The sequence below is a fragment of the Bartonella sp. HY406 genome (genome assembly GCF_025449315.1).
In the GTDB taxonomy this organism is placed as follows: domain Bacteria; phylum Pseudomonadota; class Alphaproteobacteria; order Rhizobiales; family Rhizobiaceae; genus HY038.
Genome location: NZ_CP104893.1, coordinates 2,689,735 through 2,711,292 on the forward strand (window position 1 = coordinate 2,689,735; position 21,558 = coordinate 2,711,292).

17 protein-coding genes are annotated in these 21,558 nt (G+C 41.5%); 7 read left to right on the forward strand and 10 right to left on the reverse strand.

Features of this window, described 5'->3' with window-relative positions:
* Positions 1-352 precede the first annotated feature (352 nt).
* Positions 353-1,594 (reverse strand): ubiquinone biosynthesis hydroxylase, encoded by a 1,242-nt coding sequence (locus N6B01_RS11420; protein ID WP_262078844.1) that lies wholly within the window; start codon positions 1,592-1,594, stop codon positions 353-355.
* A gap of 240 nt (positions 1,595-1,834) precedes the next feature.
* On the opposite strand from N6B01_RS11420, the gene tesB reads away from it, so the two are divergent.
* The 3 genes from tesB (at position 1,835) to N6B01_RS11435 (ending at position 5,640) form a co-directional block, all read left to right on the forward strand.
* Complete coding sequence (gene tesB / locus N6B01_RS11425; protein WP_262078845.1) at positions 1,835-2,695, forward strand: acyl-CoA thioesterase II; 861 nt, start codon at positions 1,835-1,837, stop codon at positions 2,693-2,695.
* A 371-nt stretch (positions 2,696-3,066) separates the two neighbouring features.
* The gene (gene nirK, locus N6B01_RS11430) at positions 3,067-4,203 is read left to right on the forward strand and encodes a copper-containing nitrite reductase (protein ID WP_262078846.1); all 1,137 of its coding nucleotides are present in this window, start codon (positions 3,067-3,069) and stop codon (positions 4,201-4,203) included.
* A 399-nt stretch (positions 4,204-4,602) separates the two neighbouring features.
* Positions 4,603-5,640: a DUF2125 domain-containing protein gene (locus N6B01_RS11435; RefSeq protein ID WP_262078847.1), complete on the forward strand. Its 1,038-nt coding sequence runs from the start codon at positions 4,603-4,605 to the stop codon at positions 5,638-5,640.
* A gap of 130 nt (positions 5,641-5,770) precedes the next feature.
* Here N6B01_RS11435 and N6B01_RS11440 read toward each other — a convergent pair whose 3' ends face one another.
* Positions 5,771-7,222 (reverse strand): RtcB family protein, encoded by a 1,452-nt coding sequence (locus tag N6B01_RS11440; RefSeq protein ID WP_262078848.1) that lies wholly within the window; start codon positions 7,220-7,222, stop codon positions 5,771-5,773.
* Positions 7,223-7,705: 483 nt separating this feature from the next.
* Here N6B01_RS11440 and N6B01_RS11445 point away from each other — a divergent pair, with 483 nt between their 5' ends.
* The gene (locus tag N6B01_RS11445; protein WP_182417895.1) at positions 7,706-8,203 is read left to right on the forward strand and encodes a hypothetical protein; all 498 of its coding nucleotides are present in this window, start codon (positions 7,706-7,708) and stop codon (positions 8,201-8,203) included.
* A 61-nt stretch (positions 8,204-8,264) separates the two neighbouring features.
* Positions 8,265-9,455: an NnrS family protein gene (locus N6B01_RS11450; RefSeq protein ID WP_262078849.1), complete on the forward strand. Its 1,191-nt coding sequence runs from the start codon at positions 8,265-8,267 to the stop codon at positions 9,453-9,455.
* A 10-nt stretch (positions 9,456-9,465) separates the two neighbouring features.
* Here N6B01_RS11450 and N6B01_RS11455 read toward each other — a convergent pair whose 3' ends face one another.
* Complete coding sequence (locus N6B01_RS11455; protein WP_262078850.1) at positions 9,466-9,942, reverse strand: hypothetical protein; 477 nt, start codon at positions 9,940-9,942, stop codon at positions 9,466-9,468.
* 162 nt (positions 9,943-10,104) lie between these two features.
* Here N6B01_RS11455 and N6B01_RS11460 point away from each other — a divergent pair, with 162 nt between their 5' ends.
* On the forward strand, positions 10,105-11,781 hold the full coding sequence (locus tag N6B01_RS11460; protein ID WP_262078851.1) for a formate--tetrahydrofolate ligase: 1,677 nt from the start codon (positions 10,105-10,107) through the stop codon (positions 11,779-11,781).
* A 78-nt stretch (positions 11,782-11,859) separates the two neighbouring features.
* Here the strand turns inward: N6B01_RS11460 and N6B01_RS11465 are convergent, their stop codons facing one another.
* Positions 11,860-12,039, reverse strand: a complete 180-nt coding sequence (locus tag N6B01_RS11465) for a Trm112 family protein (RefSeq protein ID WP_262078852.1) — start codon at positions 12,037-12,039, stop codon at positions 11,860-11,862.
* Between the two features lie 11 nt (positions 12,040-12,050).
* Complete coding sequence (locus tag N6B01_RS11470; RefSeq protein WP_182417900.1) at positions 12,051-12,743, reverse strand: LON peptidase substrate-binding domain-containing protein; 693 nt, start codon at positions 12,741-12,743, stop codon at positions 12,051-12,053.
* 766 nt (positions 12,744-13,509) lie between these two features.
* Here N6B01_RS11470 and N6B01_RS11475 point away from each other — a divergent pair.
* Positions 13,510-14,649, forward strand: a complete 1,140-nt coding sequence (locus N6B01_RS11475) for a benzoate/H(+) symporter BenE family transporter (protein ID WP_262078855.1) — start codon at positions 13,510-13,512, stop codon at positions 14,647-14,649.
* A 19-nt stretch (positions 14,650-14,668) separates the two neighbouring features.
* Here the strand turns inward: N6B01_RS11475 and N6B01_RS11480 are convergent, their stop codons facing one another.
* The 5 genes from N6B01_RS11480 to N6B01_RS11500 form a co-directional block, all read right to left on the reverse strand.
* The gene (locus tag N6B01_RS11480; protein ID WP_262078857.1) at positions 14,669-15,499 is read right to left on the reverse strand and encodes a patatin-like phospholipase family protein; all 831 of its coding nucleotides are present in this window, start codon (positions 15,497-15,499) and stop codon (positions 14,669-14,671) included.
* Positions 15,500-15,563: 64 nt separating this feature from the next.
* Positions 15,564-16,892 carry a M16 family metallopeptidase gene (locus N6B01_RS11485; RefSeq protein ID WP_262078858.1) on the reverse strand — a complete coding sequence of 443 codons (1,329 nt, stop codon included), beginning with the start codon at positions 16,890-16,892 and terminating at the stop codon, positions 15,564-15,566.
* Between the two features lie 24 nt (positions 16,893-16,916).
* On the reverse strand, positions 16,917-18,548 hold the full coding sequence (locus tag N6B01_RS11490; RefSeq protein WP_262078859.1) for a M16 family metallopeptidase: 1,632 nt from the start codon (positions 18,546-18,548) through the stop codon (positions 16,917-16,919).
* A 19-nt stretch (positions 18,549-18,567) separates the two neighbouring features.
* A complete protein-coding gene (gene rsmD / locus N6B01_RS11495) occupies positions 18,568-19,131 on the reverse strand; it encodes a 16S rRNA (guanine(966)-N(2))-methyltransferase RsmD (RefSeq protein WP_262078860.1) in 564 nt (187 codons plus the stop codon).
* Entirely contained in the window at positions 19,131-21,341 is a 2,211-nt protein-coding gene (locus N6B01_RS11500) for a pseudouridine synthase (RefSeq protein WP_262078861.1), read from the reverse strand. Before N6B01_RS11500 ends, rsmD begins: the two co-directional genes overlap by 1 nt.
* Positions 21,342-21,558: the final 217 nt, after the last annotated feature.

Consider the following 21,558-nt stretch of genomic DNA (forward strand, 5'->3'; position numbering starts at 1 on the left):
TTCTATTATTACAAATAATTAATATAAGACTAAAACACTATAAATTTTATAGTAATTGATATTTCAAAACAACAAAAACAAGCCAAATGATTATCAATCACCTAGGCAGATGTAAAGCCTGTAAATATATCATTTTATAAAGGGAAAAAGAAAAAGGCTGCGCGGGAGGAGATGCGCAGCCTTTCAATCTCGAATATGGCTTGGGAGGAGGAAGATGCCATATTCAGCATGGGCTCTTGGGAGGAGGAGTAGAGCCCAGTGACAATATGTATATTTCAAACGATTTAGTTTCACAACCAACAATAATGCATAGCTGACATGCACTATTCGCAAAAGGAATTTGAAACATTATTTAAATCGCCTCACCTTTTAATAAACGGGGTGAATCATTGCTAAGACCCGACGCTTCTTTAATGAAATAATTTTTCAGTGCCGGCAAACGATCTACAACTCCAAGACCAAAGTCGCGAAGCGCCCGCAATGGTGTAAAATCATTAGAGAACATGCGGTTTAAAACATCGGTGGTAATCCCCATCCGCACGGTTTCATAACGGCGCCAACGCTCGTAACGCTCCAATGCTGACATTGCGCCAATATCAAGTCCAAGGCGGGTAGTTTCAACAATAACTTCAGCAAGGGCAGCAACATCGCGGAAACCCAAATTTAGCCCCTGGCCTGAAATAGGATGAATACCATGGGCGGCATCGCCAGCCAATGCAAAGCGTGGACGAACAAAATCGCGCGCCAGAGTTAGACCAAAAGGAAAGCCGCGTTTTTCGCCTTCAAGGCGAATAGCGCCCAAATGGTGACCAAAGCGCATTTCAAGCTCAGCCTCAAACACAATGTCATCACTTGCCAATAATTTCTTGGCATTTTCTTCTGACTCATTCCAAACTAGTGACGAGCGGTTGCCTTTAAGCGGCAAAATAGCAAAAGGTCCTGCGGGTAAAAAATGCTCCTCAGCACGGCCATTATGGGGGCGCTCATGTGATACGGTACACACAATACCAACTTGGCCGTAAGGCCAATAAAGCGTTTTAATACCAGCCTTATCACGCATTTTAGAGCGAACGCCGTCAGCCCCGACCAAAAGTTTTGATTGATAAACCTCACCATTATCAAGATAAATACGCACATGATTATCAAAGATTTCAAAATTTTCAACCTTGACACCTTCATGAACAATAACCCCAAGCTCACTGGCTTTTGCATGTAACGACGCATTCAAATGCCGATTTTCCACCATATAAGCAAAAGGTTCACCAGGATTAACATCGCCTTCAAAAGTTAGAAAAACGGGACGCACCGGATCCGACAAGCGCGAATCTGTTATAACCATATCAGTGATAGGCTGAGAAAGTGGCAATACCTCTTGCCAGCAATTTAAATGGTCGAGCATACGCACTGCGGCAGCGGCAATAGCTGAAGCGCGAGGATCATTTTTCCATGCACCGGGTTTGCCTGCATCAATAATAACCACATTAAGCTGCGGCGCGGCTTTTTTTACTGCCACCGCCAGAGAAAGACCAACATATGCGCCACCTGCAATAACAAGATCGACATTTTTGCCATCAATGGATTGAGCCTTAGTCATCGTGGTTTTACTCCTGATCGGATCGTTTTTTGTCTTTCATTTGATTTTTCATAAAATCAAATGCACCCACCATATTACTGTTCTTCACCAAGAATACAAGAAGAAGTGTATATCCAATGATTGACTCTGACTTTAATGCCGGTTTAAAAAATATTATAAGGGTTCAATTTATATAAACACGGCAAGTATGCGAAATGAACCTCGCCGATTTTCAAAGACTAAAAATGGGAGTTTAGGATCATGGTCAAACAGGTTGATGCACTTTTAAATATTCTCGATCTGGAAATGATTGATATTGATCTTTTTCGCGGTCAAAGTGGTACTTCCCTTTGGCAACGCGTTTTTGGTGGCCATGTGATTTCGCAATCCCTAGTTGCTGCACAAAACACGGTAGAAAGCACACGTTTTGTTCACTCTCTGCATGCTTATTTCATGCGACCTGGCGACCCAGAACACCCGATTATTTATCATGTAACCCGCTTGCGTGATGGCCGCAGCTTTTCAACACGCCATGTTATTGCCAGCCAAAATGGTAAACCAATCTTTACCATGACTGCATCCTTTCAGGTGGAAGAACAAGGCCTTGAACATTATATGGCAATGCCTGACAATGTGCCAATGCCCGAAGATATAAAGGATGACCCCAGCGCCAACCAAAAACTCATGGAAAAAATGCCCGAGGATATGCAACGCTATTGGCGTTGGGATCGGCCATTTGCATTGCGCCCCGTTTCACTTGAACATTATATTAGCGATGAAAAATTGCCGCCGCGTCATGGTGTTTGGGTAAAGCTATTTGATGAAATTCCACAAAATCCACAGTTAAATGCAGCAATGCTGGCCTATGTATCCGATACAACCATTCTTGACACTGCGCTTTTTGCCCATGGTCTTTCAATTACCGACCCATCAATTCAAGCCGCTAGCCTTGACCATGCGATGTGGTTTCACCGTCCATTTTCTTTTGATGACTGGTTATTTTATTATCAAGATAGCCCAAGTTCAAGTGGAGCGCGTGGGTTTAGCCGTGGCCTTATTTATGACCGCCAAGGTGTTTTGGTGGCGTCTGTTGCGCAAGAAGGGCTTATTCGCAAAATTTAACTATTGTGCGCTTTAAACTTTAGCAAATGCAATTATGGGTAATTTTAATTTTCGTGAGACATTACCCATAAACACTAAGCGTTAATTTGATTGATAGGTAAAATTAAAGCCAATTAATTTAATTTTTTCACCAAAAAACCAAGATACATTGAGAAACCTAATGTATTTAATCATGTAAATCTTACATTAGATAAGTTGCAGTTTTAATAAAGACAAAATTTCTCGATTAATTTTTTTAAATTTTAAAAAATTTATTTATATTTAAAAAACACTCAAAGCCTAAACCACTGTGTTTATTTGTTTTAAATCAATGTTTTTTTTAGCAGTTGGTATAATATTGACATTATAATAACTTTAAAGGATGCATCACTATGGTTAGGTTAAACAATATAAACCGACGCAATCTTTTAACCGGAGCTGCTGCAATTGGGGTCGTTGCACCAATTATTATTGATCGCGCCTTTGGACAAAATAATGCCAACAAAGCAGATGTCAAAAATGAAGAAGACATTGCACATTTACCGCGAAAAAAAATTGAACTTGTTGCACCTCCATTTGTGCATGCTCATGAACAAGCGACCGATAGCGGTCCTTGTATCATTGAAGTTACCATGACTTGTGAAGAAAAACTTATAACATTAGATGATCAAGGCACTAAGACTTGGGCAATGACATTTAATGGCTCAGTTCCAGGACCATTACTTGTTGTTCATGAGGGCGATTATGTTGAACTTACCCTTATAAATCCACCAACCAACCTTTTAACCCATAATATTGATTTTCATGCTTCTACTGGTGCCATGGGCGGCGGGTCCCTTACCCAAATTGCACCAGGAGAAAAAACAATTCTTCGTTTTAAGGCTGATAGAGCAGGCACATTTGTTTACCATTGCGCAGCACCTGGCATGGCTCCTTGGCACGTCACAAGCGGTATGAATGGTGCCATTATGGTACTACCTCGCCAAGGCTTGAGTGACGGCAAAGGTACTAAGCTTCATTACGATAAAATTTATTATATCGGCGAACAAGATTTTTATATTCCCAAAGATAAAGATGGTAACTATAAAGAATATGAAAATATTACGGATAGTTACGAAGACACATTAAAGGTCATGAGAGGACTTATTCCTACTCATTTGGTTTTTAATGGTTCAGTTGGTGCTTTAACCGAGAAAAATGCATTAACAGCATCGGTTGGCGAAACTGTTTTATTTGTACATTCTCAAGCAAATAGAGACACACGTCCACATTTAATTGGTGGGCATGGTGACTTTGTTTGGAACACAGGCAAATTTGCAAATATGCCCGAACGAAACATGGAAACATGGTTTATTCCAGGTGGTGCCGCAGGTGCAGCTCTCTATACGTTTAAACAACCCGGCACTTATGTCTATCTTAATCACAACCTTATAGAGGCGTTTGAACTTGGAGCTTTAGCCCAAGTTAAGGTGACAGGCGAATGGAATAATGACTTAATGAAGCAAGTATTGCCAGCGACCGCCATTTAACCTGTTTTAGCGCTCTTTATTTTAATGCAATATAGCCAGATTAGCGTGATTTAAATTCAAATCGCGCTAACCTGGTTTTTTGTTTTTTAAAGCTTTATTATAAGTGGCATTTTCTTGCTATTGATATTTTTAAATTTTGCGTACATCTATTATACAAAGATTATTTAAAGTGCAAAAATAATTATTTAATACTATAAGTTATTTAATATCATTATCGATATATTAATAAGAATTATTATAATTTTGAAATTTGGCGTTTTAACACTTATTACCATTTTTAAAGCTTATTTAATTGTAAAGTTTAAAAGACCCTTGCAAATAAAAATACTTTAATTAATGATTGCATAAAAATTTTTAATAAATCATCTATTTATATAATTTTAAAGGAAACGAAGTTTTATGAACTTCCCAGATAGTCCGCCAAAATCATGCACCCGCCCAGCCAAAAAGCGTTTCTGGCGCATTATTGGAAGCGTGGTTTTCGCGGTATTTGTTCTTTATAGCATTGCTTGGTATTTTTTATCAGCCCATGTGCAAAAAGTGATTGAAGAACGCCTTGCAGCTTCTGCTGATCGTGGCATGATTATTTATTGCGAAAATTTACATAAAACTGGTTTCCCCCTGCGCATTGGCAGCGCATGTGACAGTATTAACTATCAATGGCCAACAGCAGGCATTGCTATTTCGACCAATGGCTTTGTTGCAAGTGCCCCTATTTTTGCGCCACGTTGGCGCTTATTACAAGCAACCTCACCCGCCAATTTTGAAATACCCGGTTTGAAGCCGATTGGCGCAAATTGGCAAAGATTGCAAATCGATTCAGAATTAGAGCACGGCCATGTGAGCGAGTTAAACTTACGCATTGATCAACTTGAAATGCATAATTTTGATGACAATCGCCAAGAGATTGGACTTTTAAAAGCCGATTTTATCCGCCTCTTATCAAATATAGATAGCGCAGCAATGCATATTGATCTCACTTATGATCAATTAATCTTGCCGCTGTCGATTAGTGGCAACACCATAGTTTTACCAGCTATTAATGGTAAGATGATAATCTACCTTTATGAACCACAGCAATTGCTACAGCCATCAATTGGTCCATGGAGTAATCGCTTACGCTCAATGCAGGGTAACATTGAAAATGCCAGCTTAGAATTTGAAGGTGGTGGCGCATTTAGCCTTTCGGGCAAGTTTAATTTCTCTCAAGATGGCTATCTTAATGGCAACTTTCAGATTGCTTTTATAAATACAATCGACCTAAGCCAGAAATTACGCACTATATTCCCAGCGCAATCATCCAATATTAGTAGTTTTTTCTTTGCTCTTAATTCACTTCCTAAAGATCAAAACGGCAATCCAATTGTTAATTTTAATGTAAAACACGGCGAAATTAGCGCGTTATTTTTCAAATTGGGACACATTCCACCCGTTTAAATTGCATATACTTTTCATATAATTTTTAAGGAAACGAATAAAGGGCATTTAACTTCTACAAGTTAAATGCCCTAAATGCTTAAAAACCGCCTATTATGGGCTAAGTTTTAATTTTCATTAGTTAGCAAACCTATCTCATTTCAAGCGATGATGCTTGGTCGCGTTTTTGTTGTTTTTTGCGCCGCCATGGCGCATTGATCAAGCAATCACCTGCCATGATAGAGCCATAAGGGATTACTTCTTCAACAATATCGGCAAGGCCGTAATCCTTTATTTGCTGCTTTACTGCTGCCGCATTTTTATAGGCAGATGGTAATTCCGACACATCAGGATGACCTGAGAAAAAACGCACATCAAGCCCCTTTGTTTCACGAGCGATAATCTCTTTGAAATGCTGATCACCAAGACTATTTTTATCGACATTAAACTCAGCACAAAGATTACGCACATGACCAGAGCGAGAAAAATTTCGCCCTGCCCCATGAGGTGAAAACCCTAAACCATGATCAGCATTGCTTCCATGCACAATCAAAATAGGCTCCGCCATATTAAGCGGAATTATAGTTAAATCTGTAGCATCATGCGACCACCCCGAAAATGCTGGCGTTGCGCCTTTGGCGTGATAAAATAATCCATCACTTTTGCGGAAAACAAAATTATGCTCATTCCAAAAACGATCATTGACTTTAACACCAAGTACATCAGCTGCAAGATCGTGAATTGCAAAATGGTTTTCTTTGGTCCATTGCCGAATAATCTGCAAGGCAGACCAATAAGTCTCACCCTCAACACTATCGGCAGGAATCCACGCATTAATAGTTTGGGTTTTTGGCGAAAGTTCTTTTCGAAAACGATCAGCAACTTTCATACCCGTTTTATAAAGGCGAGCACCGGGGGCGCGTGAACCATGATGAGTTACCAAAACCGTTTCCCCAGTTGACTTTAACTGGCCAACATAAGCAAAATGATTACCATCGCCTTGGGTTGCAAAATGTTCAATTGCAACACTTTGCTGCTTTTCAAGATAAATATTATCAGCAAAATCTTGCATGACCTTATCGCTTGGGCGAATTTGATTACCGCGCTCACGTCCACCTGGACCAAAATGGGTTACCTTATGTACTGCATTCAACAAATCTGCGGGTGCTACTCCTTTAAATACCGAAATAGCAAGCGAACAACAAATATCAGCAGAATGCATACCGGGGTGGATGGCTTCAGATGCAACGATGCCACCAACTGGAATTTCGCCAGAAGATCCGGTAGGACAAGCATCAGGCATGATGGCTGCCGCTTTTACCACTGGTGTCTCAATTAAGGACTTCATGGAAGCAATGACCTTATCGATATTTTCTTGCTCAAAATCATTTTCAGCACGAATATTAATATGAAGCGGTACATCACTTGCGTCTTGCAAGCCAATCGTTGGAGGAGGTGCAAAAGCAATAGCTGCAGCCAAGGCTTGCTCGCGAGTACCGCCTTCTTGTAAAATTGCGTTTCCTACTTCAAGCGCTTTTGCAAACCATTTTCCGCTTTGCTGCCCAGCTTCAATCAAATCTGTTCCAAATAATTTATTAGTCATTTTAAAATCCTTCTCATCGTAGCAAACACGATTTATATTTGCTTAAAGGCCAGAGACAAAAAATCATAACTCTGTACCAATTAATATTTTTATAAATACAAGAACCGTGCCAAACTAACGAAACCATTTTAATTAACAAAAAATAAAAAATTAACTTATTGTTTTTAAACGAATTATTTATTTTAAGGCAAAACAAAATATAAAAAGAAGAACACAAAGCAAGCGACAAAGATATAAAATTATATAAATAATTAGAAAATATTATCGTAACTTCACTTAATGAAATTTCTTTAATTCGAACGTAAAAATTCCTCTATCATGATAATAGAGATCATACACTTTGTTAAAAACAGCTATTCATAAATGCGCAAAATGCCGCAAGCGCAGGAATATTCATTTAAAAACTTGCCATTCAACTGCAGGCATTTTATGAACTAAAGGATCAAGAATTTATAAGGTCTGTGAGATATAAGGATCTGCATAATGTCCCAATATGAAAAAGAGAATGACCCGCGTTTTCCCAAAGGCAGTGTGCTTGCACCTTTTGCATTTATGGTACTGTTCATCTTATTTATTTATTCGCCTTTGCTTGTAGGGCTGCTTTTGCTCGCTCGATGGATCATCGATGCTAACAATTTAACATTTTTTCTCAATCTCGGCGCGTGGGGCGATCTATTGATGCTGTTCATCGTGACGGCAAGTTGGATTTTGATTGTTCTTGGCATTTCCATCATACCTTATCTGATCTTACGCTCAAAAGGGCAGTTTATTTTGGCAGAAAAAGTGGCTGCGGTGATTAGAATATTATTATTCCACATCTTTGCATTTCCCTTTATTTGCTGGCGCATGGTTCGTAATAATTCGCCGATTTTACGTCGCCGCTATCGGCAAAAATTAAAGACCATGGTCAATGGTAAAAAAATGCAAGAGCGAAAAATGGAACGGCTTGCACGCATGCAAAACAAGTTGCGCTCAGTTTAGTGCTGAGCACGACACCTATAATTACAATGAAATACTAAAATAAGGATAATCGAGGTAGATTATGGCAAGTTCAGCAGAGCAAATCCGCAAATGGCAGGGCCCCGCTATATTGAGCTATGGTTATCGACCGTTTTTCCTATTTTCAGCTATTTTAGCACTTTTCGCGCTTATTGCATGGATTTTTATCTATGCAGGCGTTATGGAACTTCCAATCGCCTTAGATCCTATATCATGGCACGCGCATAGCTTCATATTTGGTTATTTATGGGCAGTGGTTGCAGGCTTTTTATTAACTGCAGTACCAAATTGGACAGGTCGGCTACCGATTGTTGGATGGCGACTTATGGGACTATTTTCTCTCTGGCTTATTGGCCGCATCGCTATTTTTATTTCGCTTTATCTTCCCTATTGGGCAACAATTACGCTTGATCTTATTTTTCCTGTTGCACTTGCCTATGCAATTGGTCGCGAGATTATTGCTGGCAAAAACTGGCGCAATTTAAAAATACTCATTCTTGTTGGCCTTTTAATTATTGCCAATTTGATTTTTGATTATCAAGCCCTTTATGAAGGCTATGGTGCTGGCGGTATTGGCGCACGTCTTGGTGTTGGCGTTGCCATCATGATGATTGCTGTCATTGGCGGCCGCGTTGTGCCAAGCTTCACTCGCAATTGGTTGGTGAAGCAAGGGCAAGACAACCTGCCCGCACCCCATGATAAAATTGATACAATTATTATTGTATTCACCGCATTAACTCTTATCACTTGGATTATTATGCCTAGCAGTAAGATCACTGCTGTCTTTTGCCTCATTGCGGCCATTGCCAATTTTTATCGGCTGTATCGATGGCGTGGTTGGCTAACTTTGGGTGAATCTTTGGTTTGGGTACTCCACCTAGCTTTCTTTTTTATTCCTTGCGGTTTTTTAGCCATTGGCCTTGAAATATTTGGGTTTTTGCCCGGTGGAATTGCTCCTGTCCAGCATTTATGGATGGCAGGCGCGATAGGCCTTATGACGCTTGCCATCATGTCAAGGGCAAGTCTTGGTCATTCTGGCCGCGCACTTCATGCAACAAAATTTGTCACTAGCCTTTATATTGCGCTGTTCATTTCTGTTTTTTTACGGATGCTATCTGGTTTAATGGAAAATAACGTTTCCCTATTACACCTTTCGGCAACTTTATGGATTTTTGCTTTTGGTGGCTTTATCATTGCCTATTGGAACATTTTAACCAAGCCCAGATTGCAATAAAATACAATTTTTAACGGTTAACACTGGTAACATGACGAAGAGAGGCTTTTCTTTTAAGCCTCTTTTTTATTTTTTGAAGAAGTGAATCACAAACAGACGCCGCAAACATTGATAATAGACAATAGGGCAAACAAAAAACACAAGCTAAAAAAAACGCATAATCTGTAGGATAATTAAAATAAGCAATACCTAACGTAATAAGAAAACAACCGACAAGCATGATTAAAAAGCGCGTCACTTCATTTAACTTACCGGTTTTAATAGAATAAAATTTCAAACAAACAGCTAGCAATGCAACTGGCCCACCAATTATATAACCAATGCCTACTGCAAAACCTATTGCGATAAAAGATAATGCAATTCCCTCAAGACTAAAGCTTAAAAGTGGCACCACGGAAAAAAATACAATAAATGGTAATGTTCCAATCACTGGCCCAATCGCCATATAAATAAAAAACAGCAAAAGATATTTTTTAAAATTTTTCATGCTCTCCCCAATAAAACATGACCTATTTCTTTATCATTAGCAATAATCTAGTTTATAAATACTGATTAGCAAAGCGAATAGTATTCTAAGTGCGGGTATTATCCTATATAGTTTTTTCAACTATTTGAGTAATAAACAATCCTAATATTAAAGGGACAGTTCATGAAGCAATTGAGTGATATTGAAATAGCACGCAGTGCTAATAAAAAAGCAATTGGTGACATTGCTGCAAAGATTGGACTGACCGCACAAGATATATTGCCCTTTGGTCATGATAAGGCAAAACTTACCAAAAATACGATTGAGAATTTGCCGCAGCGAGATAATTCTCATCTTATTTTAGTAACCGCCATTAACCCTACCCCGGCGGGCGAGGGTAAAACTACCACATCAATTGGCATTGCTGATGGACTTAATGCTATTGGCAAAAAAGCAATGCTAGCCTTACGCGAGCCTTCCCTTGGTCCTTGCTTTGGCACGAAAGGCGGTGCTGCAGGCGGCGGCCATGCTCAACTTATCCCTATGGAAGATATTAATCTCCATTTCACAGGCGATTTCCATGCTATTACATCAGCGCATAATCTTCTAGCCGCATTAATTGATAATCATATTTATTGGGGCAACAATTTGCAAATTGATAGCCGCCGCATCATGTGGCGTCGCGTTATGGATATGAATGAGCGGGCATTACGTGATATTGTTGTTGGCCTTGGCGGCGTAAGCAACGGCTTTAGCCATCAAAGTGGTTTTGACATTACGGTAGCTTCGGAAATCATGGCAATATTTTGCCTTGCTGAAAGCCTAGATGATTTGATGATTAGACTTGGTAATATTGTAGTTGCTTATAATTTCAATAAGGAACCAATTTACGCCCGTGATCTTGATGCGCAAGGGGCAATGGGGGTTTTGCTTAAAGATGCATTTTTACCAAATCTTGTACAAACGCTCGAAAATAATCCTGCCCTTGTCCATGGTGGGCCTTTTGCCAATATCGCCCATGGCTGCAACTCGGTTATTGCTACCAAAACCGCATTGAAACTTACTGACTACGTGGTGACAGAAGCAGGGTTTGGCGCAGATCTTGGTGCGGAGAAATTTCTCGATATTAAATGTCGCTTGGCCAAATTGCAGCCATCAGCCATTGTAATTGTGGCAACGATCCGCGCCCTTAAAATGAATGGTGGCATTGCTAAAGCGGATCTTAACCTTAAAAATATTGAAGCTGTCCGCCTTGGCGCCGATAATCTTATTCGCCATATCAACAATATGCAAAGCTATGGAGTGCCGGTTATTGTTGCCATCAACCATTTTTATCAAGATAGTGATGAAGAAATTGACACTTTGCGCAGCATTGTCGAAAAATTGGGCGTTGATGCTATACCATGCCGCCATTTTGAACTTGGATCAAAAGGCACGGTTGAAATTGCAGAAAAACTAGTAGCATTGATTGATACCCACCCTTCCAACTTCCATTTTCTTTACGAGGATAACATACCGCTTATTGATAAGATCAACAAAATTGTCACCGATATTTATGGTGGTGAAAAAGCAATTATCAGCGATAAAATTAAACAACAACTTTTAGAATATGAACAAGCAGGCTATGGTCATTTTCCTGTTTGTATGGCTAAAACCCAATATTCTTTCTCGGCTGATCCAAATTTGCGTGGTGCGCCTAGCGGTTTTGATATCCCTGTGCGCGAGATACGCTTAGCAGCTGGGGCGGGCTTTATTGTTGTTATATGCGGTGAAATCATGACTATGCCGGGGCTTCCCTCAAAGCCTGCAGCGGAGCATATTTATCTAGATAATCAAGGTGAGATTTGCGGTCTTTCTTAAGCACCGCATAATTAAATCCAATATAGGTTTTGGGAAATAGATTAAGAAATCTTACAAAATTGCAGCAGATAATTGCTATTATTTATCAAGAAGGCGTGCCTCTGATGCCAGCATGATTGGCACGCCATCACGAATTATATAAGCAAGGCGAGCTTTTTGGGAGATAAGCTCTTGCCTTGATTCATCATATTCAAGCGTAGCACCCGTTAACGGGCAAACAAGAAGCTCTAACATTTTCCTGTCGGTATGAGAGGTCATGAAAAGCTCCTTTACTGCAACACGCTATGCCTATTTGCATGATTATTGGAATTATGTCCCAAAATTGAACGTTCAGCAATGGCAATTAATGTTTCCGAACGTGTCTTCAAGTCTGGTGCTTCCAACAAAGCCTGTTTTTCCTCACCGCGAAAAGGAGCAAGGGTGGACATTGCATTGATCAATGTTTCGTTACTAGCTTCAAGTATAGTGTCCCAGTCTGCATCAATCTGATTGAATTCCAAATAATCTTGAAATACTGATAAAAATGCATCGCGATTAATATCACTTTCTTGTTGGCCAGCAATAAGGTCATCAAAAAATGGCGATACCTTACAACGAAGGTAAGGTGAATCTGAGACAATCCTATTAGCAATGCGAAAGCGACAAACACCGTGCAATGAAATAAGAATATTACCATCACCAACTTCACTATAGCTCGTGATACGAGCGATACAGCCAACATCACAAAGCCGTGTTCCGTTATCAAGAACGGAAATTTGTGATACATTATCCATTGCAGGTTGTACAAGACCAATAAGACGATTTGTTCTCATAGCTTCATCTGCAAGACGAATGTTCTGTGGCTCGTCAATCTGGACGGCTATAAAACCACCAGGAAGTAAAACAACAGATGCCAATGACAATATCGGCATATTCGTCGGAATATCTTGTGCTGTACGATAGAATGCGTTACCAGCCTGCATAATTTGCCCTTTCATTCCTTTAAATAATTAAGCAAGGCCCCCTTTAGAGACCTTAATATCGAAAAAGATCAAATTACAATCACTTTATGTAATAATATGCTTCGTAAATACAACCATTTAACTGGTTGATCTTCTTCACTTTAACAACGCATTGCATTGGAAGTTAGTTCCAGAAAATATTTGTGACAATTTTAAGATGACATAACAATAATTTAATATTTTTAATTATATATGTATATAATAACATTAATGATTTCGTGAATTCGTTTAACGAGCGTTAGTTCTGTCACAAAAAAAATGAAAAAACTTTTAAGCGCCGTAAATATTCCCAATCTGGAACATGTTTCCATGTGGAAATTTAGTTTTTAAATCGATTTACATTGCGAATCAAATTAGGCGTTACGCCTATAAAACTATTAAAAAATTATAATATAATAAATATCAAATACAATAATTCAAATCACAATCTTGTTAATTTATCCATATACCAGTAACGTTAAATATGCTTGCTGTTAACAGGCCATATGCTAACAATACGCAATTGAGGAACGTTGTCACTTTCAACACCTATTCTTAAAGTAATCGCTTGCACAGCTTTAAAACTTAGATTTGTAGCAATTATTATAAGCTCTCAGGACTTGATTATATTAAAAGACCGACAAAAGCGTTATAAACGACCAAGAAATTAAGAAATATTACTCTGTTTGGGTGACGATAAGCCAAACCAATCACAGCGATAGTAACCGCTAAACCAGGAGAAAATGCATTGCGTCTATCACATATAAGTGCAGGCTTCATTGCAGCAATTGTCGGCTTTGGCGGTACTTTGGCCATTTTAATCCATGCTGCAACAATTGTCGGTGCTTCTCCAAGCCAAATCATTAGCTGGGTTAGTGCCGTCTGCCTTTCTATTGCTTTATCATCGCTTTTTTTATCTTGGCGCTACCGCATACCGATCATCACCGCTTGGTCAACACCAGGCCTTGCCTTGATTGGCGCAACATCAGGTTATGACATGGCACAGGTGACCGGTGCATTTATATGTTGTGCTCTTGCTATTATGCTTACAGCCTTCATCAAACCCTTATCGCTTGCCCTTAATCATATACCTGCCGGTATTTCTTCAGGCATGCTTGCAGGAGTTTTACTCAGCTTTATTATAAAAGCCATGGCCTTAATGGGTAGTGATGCCGCCTTTGTATTACCACTTATTATTCTCTTTTTTGCGGTTCGACGCTTTCAGCCATCTTTTGCGGTGCTCATTGTTTTAATTGCAGGCCTTATCTATGCTAGCATTAGCGGTAACATTAATACTATACCATCATTGCAATTATCTTCGCTTGAATTTAGCATACCAAACTTCCAATGGAATGCGCTTATCGGTCTTGCGCTCCCACTTTATCTCGTTACCATGGCATCGCAAAATCTTCCAGGCTTTGCTGTCTTACGTGCTAGCGGATATGAGCCTCCCGTCAAATCTTGCCTTAGTATAACTGGTGTCTTTTCGCTTATTTCGGCATTTTTATGTGCCTCATCCACCAATCTTGCCGCTATTTCAGCGGCAATTTGTACCGGCAGAGATGCAGGAAAAGACCCTAAAACAAGATGGTACTCCGGCATTGCCTATGCTGGATTTTATTTGTTCTTTGCCATCTTTAGTGCATCACTCGTTGCTGTTTTTGCATCCCTACCAGCCGCCCTTATCGTCCTTATATCTGGGCTTGCTCTTTTAGGTGCTTTTAGCGGTGCGTTAACCCAAGCACTCGCTATTGATCGCCAACGCATTGCTGCTATTATAACCTTTGCAATAACCGCATCCAATATCTCAATATTTAGCATTGGTGCGCCGTTTTGGGCCTTAATGGCTGGTCTGATCATCTATATTATTGGCGAGCCAAAGCATTAATTCCATCCTTATTGCTCACTTAATCAAAAAGCGTACCAATCTGCCGTTTTGCTTCTTCCTTATAGGGTATGACTCGCTCGAGGATTTTTTTTGCGCTCATAAAGTCAAGGACGTAAATACCAGCAACTGGCGGCACAAGAACAAGGTCGGGTTTTACGGCTAAAAACCGCGTATTCATTAACGAGCGCTGTGAAATCATATTAGCCGCAAACAAGGTTTCAAGGGTTGATGGCTTTTTATCCATATGAAGGTTTTCTTCAAAACCTATAATATCAATGGCAATTATCTTATCAACATCATCGCCAATACAATCGACTGGAACAGGATTGCAAACCGCGCCATCTACGAGCAAATAACCATCACGGCGCACCGGTGCAAATATACCCGGCAATGCAGCTGACGCTGAAATGGCGGAGCGTAAATCACCATCATTCATCACCACCATTTCGCCTGATAGAATATCGGCTGCAACAACCGATAAGGGGATTTGTAATTGCGCAAAATCAAAAGGCACACAATCGGGCAAAAAGCCCCGCAATATCTCCTCTAGGCTAAATTGTGATAATCTTAAACCACGCCGCCGTAATTCCTGAAAACTCATTGGGCGAATAGACCATAGAGTTGCAGCAACATCACCAACCTTGCTAAAGGTTTTTAAAAAATAATCTTGTAAATCTGCGCCGCTCATACCACTCGCAAGCGCCGCCCCAACCAAGCCACCAATAGATGTTCCAGCAATGCGCGCAGGCTTTAAACCAAGTTCTTCCATAGCCATGATGATAGGAATATGCCCCATCCCTCTTGCGCCGCCACCACCTAATGCTAGCCCAATTCTTTCACTGCTCGACATATAAACCCCGTTAAATAGCAAATAATAAAAAATAAAAAACCCGCCTTTTACAGCGGGTTTTTTATTAATTTTTCATAGGTCCAACAACAAGTAATGCTGGTTCATCTTTAAAAATCTTTTTTGCAACCTCGTGAACATCATCCAAAGTTACCCCATTGATCAAGTCTACACGTTTTTCAATGTAGTCAATCGGCAAATTTTCTTGCTGAAGACCGACCAAAACTGATGCAATCGACGATGAAGAAAAAAGATTATTCACCGCATAAGACCCAACCACAAAACTCTTGGCATTTTTTAGTTCATCTGCAGTAATATTATTTTCAACCAGATTTTTAATCTCGTTGCGGATTGTTTTTAACGATTCTTCAGCCTTTTCAGCCCGCGTTGCGGTTGAAATCATCAGCGCTTCGGCATGATCATAATTGACAAGACTACTTGATACACCATAAGCGAGACCGCGCTTATCACGTACCTCGGCAAATAGCCGCGACGTCAAACCAGAGCCGCCAAGAATATCATTCATAAGATATGCTGCAAAAAAATCCTTATCTGAACGCTTTATACCAGGATAAACCAAAGCCAGTGTTGTTTGCGGCAAGTCATAATTAACATTGGTCATGCCACCAAGCTGCAATTGTGCATCAGGAATTTCAATCAAAGTTGCCTTTTCTGGTAGATCGCCGAATAATTTATCTACCAATTCACCAGCTTGTTGCTCATTAATCGGGCCAACAAGCCCAATTTTTAGATTATCGCGTGCCAAAATATTTTTATGAGCCGCGATTATATCATCGCGATTAATCTTGGCTAAACTGTCAAGCGTCCCTTCACCTCGGCGGCTATAGGGATGTTTGCCATAGAGCATTGCATTGAATTTATTTTGGCCGATGGTCATTGGATCGCGCTCAGAGCCTTTAATAGACGTAACAATCTGCTCACGAATACGATCAATTGCATCTTGGTCAAAACGTGGTTTATCGAGCGCTAACTTCAAAAAATTAATCGCTTCATCGCGATTTTGCGCCAAAACCCGTAAAGAGCCATTTATTTTATCTCTATTTGCATCAAAAGCGATATCTGCGCCAAGATCATCAAGCTTTGCCTGATATTCAAGCGAAGTAAGATCCCCGGCCCCCTCGTCGAAAAGGCCGCTCATCAAATTGACTAGTCCTTCTTTGCCCTCAGGATCTTGTGTTGTACCACCAACCCAAGAAAATTGTAAGGCAACAAGCGGCACGCTTTGATCTTCCACTAGCCATAATTTGATACCTTTTGGCGAGGTAACTTCCTTAATCTCAATAGCATGAGCAGCAAACGCTGAAAATACAACCAAGCAACAGCCAATTATGACAGATAGATAATTCAAAAAACTATTTTTAAATTTATTTTTCATCGGAATATCCCTTATTGCCAAAAGCTATTGCTGTTCGCTCTCATCAGTGCCCATGGCAGGTGTCGCTGACGTTGCATCTTCACGAGGTTTTTCACCTTTTGGTGGCAATAAGTAACTGACAACCCCCTTATCTCCATCAAGATAGGCTTTGGCCGCTTCTTTAATTGCCTCGGGAGTTACCTTTTTAAGTCGCTCTGGCCATTCATGGATCGTTTCCAATGTTTGCCCAGTTGATAAGGCTGCTCCATAAATATTGGCTAGCCCTGATGGACTATCTTGGGAATAGATAATGGCTCGGATAAACCGCTCACGAGCTTGATTAAGTTCAGCCTCGCTTACGCCGTTCTTGGCAATATCAGCAATGACTTCATTAATCTCACTTTGTAATTCTTCAAGAGTGGTATTGTTGCGCGGCATAGCATAAACATAGAATATGCCATCATCAACACTTACACCACTATAGCCACTACCAACCGATGCCGCCTTGCCTTCTTGCACCACAAATTTAGTATAAAGGCGCGAGCGTTGTGATCCACCTAAAATCTCACCAAGAAGATCCAAGGCTTCAGCCTGTCCAGTTTTGGCGTTATTATAGGACGGCACAACCCATAAATGCTGGAAACTTTCATTGCTAACGCGCGGATCGCGCATCGTCACAACGCGCTGCGTGCGGCTAACTGGCTCTTGTGGGCGAATACGCTTTTGGGGTGGGCTTGAGCGTTTTTCTAACTTGCCAAAAGTTGCAAGGCTCAATTCACGCGCTTTTTCAGGCGTGATATCGCCCGCTAAAATAAGCGTTGCATTATTAGGGGTATAAAATTTATGATAGAAGTTAATCACATCTTCGCGGCTTAAAGCTTCCATTTCCTGCTTCCAGCCAATAACTGGATTATGATAGGGACTATTTAAAAATAAGGTTGCACGACTTTCTTCCGATAGCATTGCAGCAGGGCTGTTATCGGTACGCATGCGCCGCTCCTCGATGATAACCTGACGCTCCGATGTAATATCATCTTCACTTAGAACGAGGTTCAACATGCGATCAGCTTCGCGCTTCATCATTTCTTCGATATATTGCGACGCAACACTTTGAAAATAGGCGGTGTAATCATAAGAGGTAAAAGCATTTTGCTGGCCACCAAGACGCGAAACAGTCTGGTTGAACTCATCGCCTGGATAGGTCTTCGTGCCCTTAAACATTAAGTGTTCAAGGAAATGAGCAATGCCTGTCGTACCCGGATTTTCATCCGCTGATCCAGCGCGATACCAAACCATTTGGGTGATGACGGGTGCGCGATGATTAGGTAAAACAATAACCTGCAACCCATTTTCAAGGGTAAAACGATAAGCATCACCGATTTTTTCAATATCTGGTAAAACCTGTTGAGATTGATCAGATTGACTTGGCTCAGTTTGCTGATTGGTTTCAACTGCATTTGGCGCGTTCTCAACCAAAGGTGCGGTGCTAGATGGTGCACCCGTTGCCGGTTCGTTTACCTGACTTATTCTATCACTTTGCTGCCCTAAAATAGGATTATTAACGGTATTTGCAGCAATGGTTAATGGTGCATTTATACTGCTTGCTAGAGCTGTTGAGGCACCAAGAGATAGTGCCATAAACGCAGTTAGAGCAAGTTTGGTAAATTTTCCCGACACGCTTTACCTCTTTTTAAAACTAACTAATTTGAATAAATTCATAAAGTCGAATGACCGTATTGCCATAGCCACGTTCATCAACCAACCGAAAATTGGCTGGCAAACTTACAATTGCTTCCTTTGTTTCTTCAAGCACAATAATGGCATCATTATGAAGCCAGCCACCTTCCATTGCACTAACAAAGGCCTTTTCGCCTAAACCTTTACCATAAGGTGGATCGGCAAAAACCAGATGAAAAGGCTGCATCGTACCAATTTCGCCAAGCTGTGTTGCATCTCGGCGCAAAATACGCGCTGAACCTGTCAAAGCAAATTCTTCTATATTTTTTTGGATAAGGCCGCGCCCTTCAACCGATTGCTCGACAAAAACACCAGCTTTCGCCCCGCGTGACAGCGCTTCAAAACCCAAAGCGCCTGTACCTGCAAATAAATCAAGCACGCGCTTTCCTTCAAAATTGAAGGAAAGCCCATGATTTAAAATATTAAAAAGACTTTCGCGTGTACGATCAGTAGTGGGGCGAATATCATGCCCCTTGGGAGTGGCAAGAGACCTGCCACTCAAACGACCTGCGACGATACGCATTATTTATTATCTCCACCACGCGGCCTTGAACGAGGTCCATCACTTTTATAGGGACGACCACCGCTTGGGCGCGATGATTTATCAAAAGACTTATTACCGCCAAATGATTTACCACCATTTGATGAACGACGATCGCCACCACTACGGTTTTCGCCGCTACGATTGTCACCATCGCGGTTATAGCTTGGGCGACGATCTCCGCCACCACGGTTTTCGCCGCTGCGATTACCACCATCACGGTTAAAGCTTGGGCGACGATCTCCGCCACTACGGTTTTCGCCGCTGCGATTATCGCCATCACGGTTATAGCTTGGGCGGCGATCTCCGCCACTACGGCTTTCGCCGCTGCGATTACCACCATCACGGTTATAGCTTGGGCGACGATCTCCACCACTACGGTTTTCGCCGCTGCGATTACCACCATCACGGGTATAACTTGGGCGACGATCTCCACCACTACGGTTTTCGCTGCTGCGATTACCACCATCACGGTTAAAGCTTGGGCGACGATCTCCGCCACTACGGTTTTCGCTGCTGCGATTACCACCATCACGGTTAAAACTTGGACGACGTTCTCCACCACCACGGTTTTCACCGCTACGATTACCACCATCACGGTTATAGCTTGGGCGACGTTCTCCACCACCACGGCTTTCGCCGCTGCGATTATCGCCATCGCGGTTAAAGCTTGGGCGACGATCTCCGCCACTACGGTTTTCGCTGCTGCGATTATCACCATCTCGATTAAAACGTGGACGACGATCATCACCACTGCGACCGTCTCTTGCACGATTTTCACCGTCACGCGGATAGGTTTTTTCAATACGTGTCTTTGTAGGGCGGGCACCTGGCGCCATCCAAACATTAACGGAGCGATTTTTACGTTTTTCGTTTACGTCAGGCTTATCACCTTCTGCACCCTTTGCGCCAAATCCTTTATCTTTAAAATCTTTGCCTTTAAAGCCTTTATCCTTGAAGCCCTTATCACCAAAAGAACGCTTTTCGCGTGGCTCTGAAAATTTGCTATCGCCACGATCACGGGAAAAACCACGATCCCCTCGCTCGCCCCTGTCACCACGGTCGTCTTTGCCAAAACGGCCCTTAAAACCACCTCTGCGCGGCGCTGGTGCATCTGATGAAGCAATCCAACCCTCATCATCACTATTTGCGGATGAATTACTTGCGCTAGACACAGGCTTGTTAGAAAACGGATTTAAAACAGGGCCATCAAAGTCGGCATTGGCTTCTTCAATCAAACGATCGCCTAATTGATCGCGCAATGTGCGCCCCTTCACTTCAAGAACCATTCCGGTTTCTAATTCACCAAGCTGGAATGGACCAAAAGAAATGCGGATAAGACGCGTAACACTCAAACCGAGTGAGCCAAGAATATTTTTAACTTCGCGGTTTTTACCTTCACGCAGCGACACAGCAAGCCAAAGATTACTGCCCTGCTCGCGCTCAATCGTTGCTTCAACAGCGCCGTAAAATACGCCATCAACGGCCACACCGTTTTTAAGTCCATCAAGCTGTGCTTGGGTTACACTACCATGAACGCGCACGCGATAGCGGCGCACCCATCCGGTCGCTGGCAATTCAAGAACGCGCGCAAGACCACCATCATTGGTGAGCAAAAGCAAACCTTCAGTATTAATGTCTAAGCGACCAACTGATAATACACGCGGCATTTCTTCAGGTAAATTATCAAATACTGTTGAACGCCCCTCAGGATCACGGTTAGTTGTCACTAAACCAGCAGGCTTATGATAAAGCCAAAGGCGAGTGCGTTCTGCCTGTTGCAAAGGACGGCCATCAACCTTGATAACATCGGTTTTTGTAACATTAACTGCAGGACTATCAAGCACCTTGCCGTTAACCGATACGCGGCCCGCAGCAATCATGCTTTCGGCTTCACGACGCGAAGCAATGCCAGCACGCGCTAGTCTTTTGGCTATGCGTGAACCGCCATCATCTTCTTCGGCTACATGCACAGTGCTCTTCTTGTCAAAATCACGCTTGCCAAAACCATTAGCATCGCGGCTCCGCCCTGCACCAAAGCTGCCAGAACGCTCATTATCTTTTCCAAAACGACTTCCACCTGGCTTTCTAAAACCACGGTCCTCAGACTTATTAAAAGAAGGCTTGCCTTCATCACGACCTTTTCCACGTGAAAAAGGTGGCTTACGCCCCTCATGACCATTGTCATTCATATATATAATACCTCAAATACAGCACGTAATCACTACGTCAAGTTAGTTCTATTCTTGTCTTCGAACGGGGATGGAACAAACGAATTTGCAAGTTTTACAAATCCAGTCAGTCGATTGGAATTTTACGCAGCCAAAATCATTATAAATTACCAACTAAACCCATTTGCAAACTGACATTGTTTTTTTAAGTATATTCTAAAAAAACGATCATCAATGA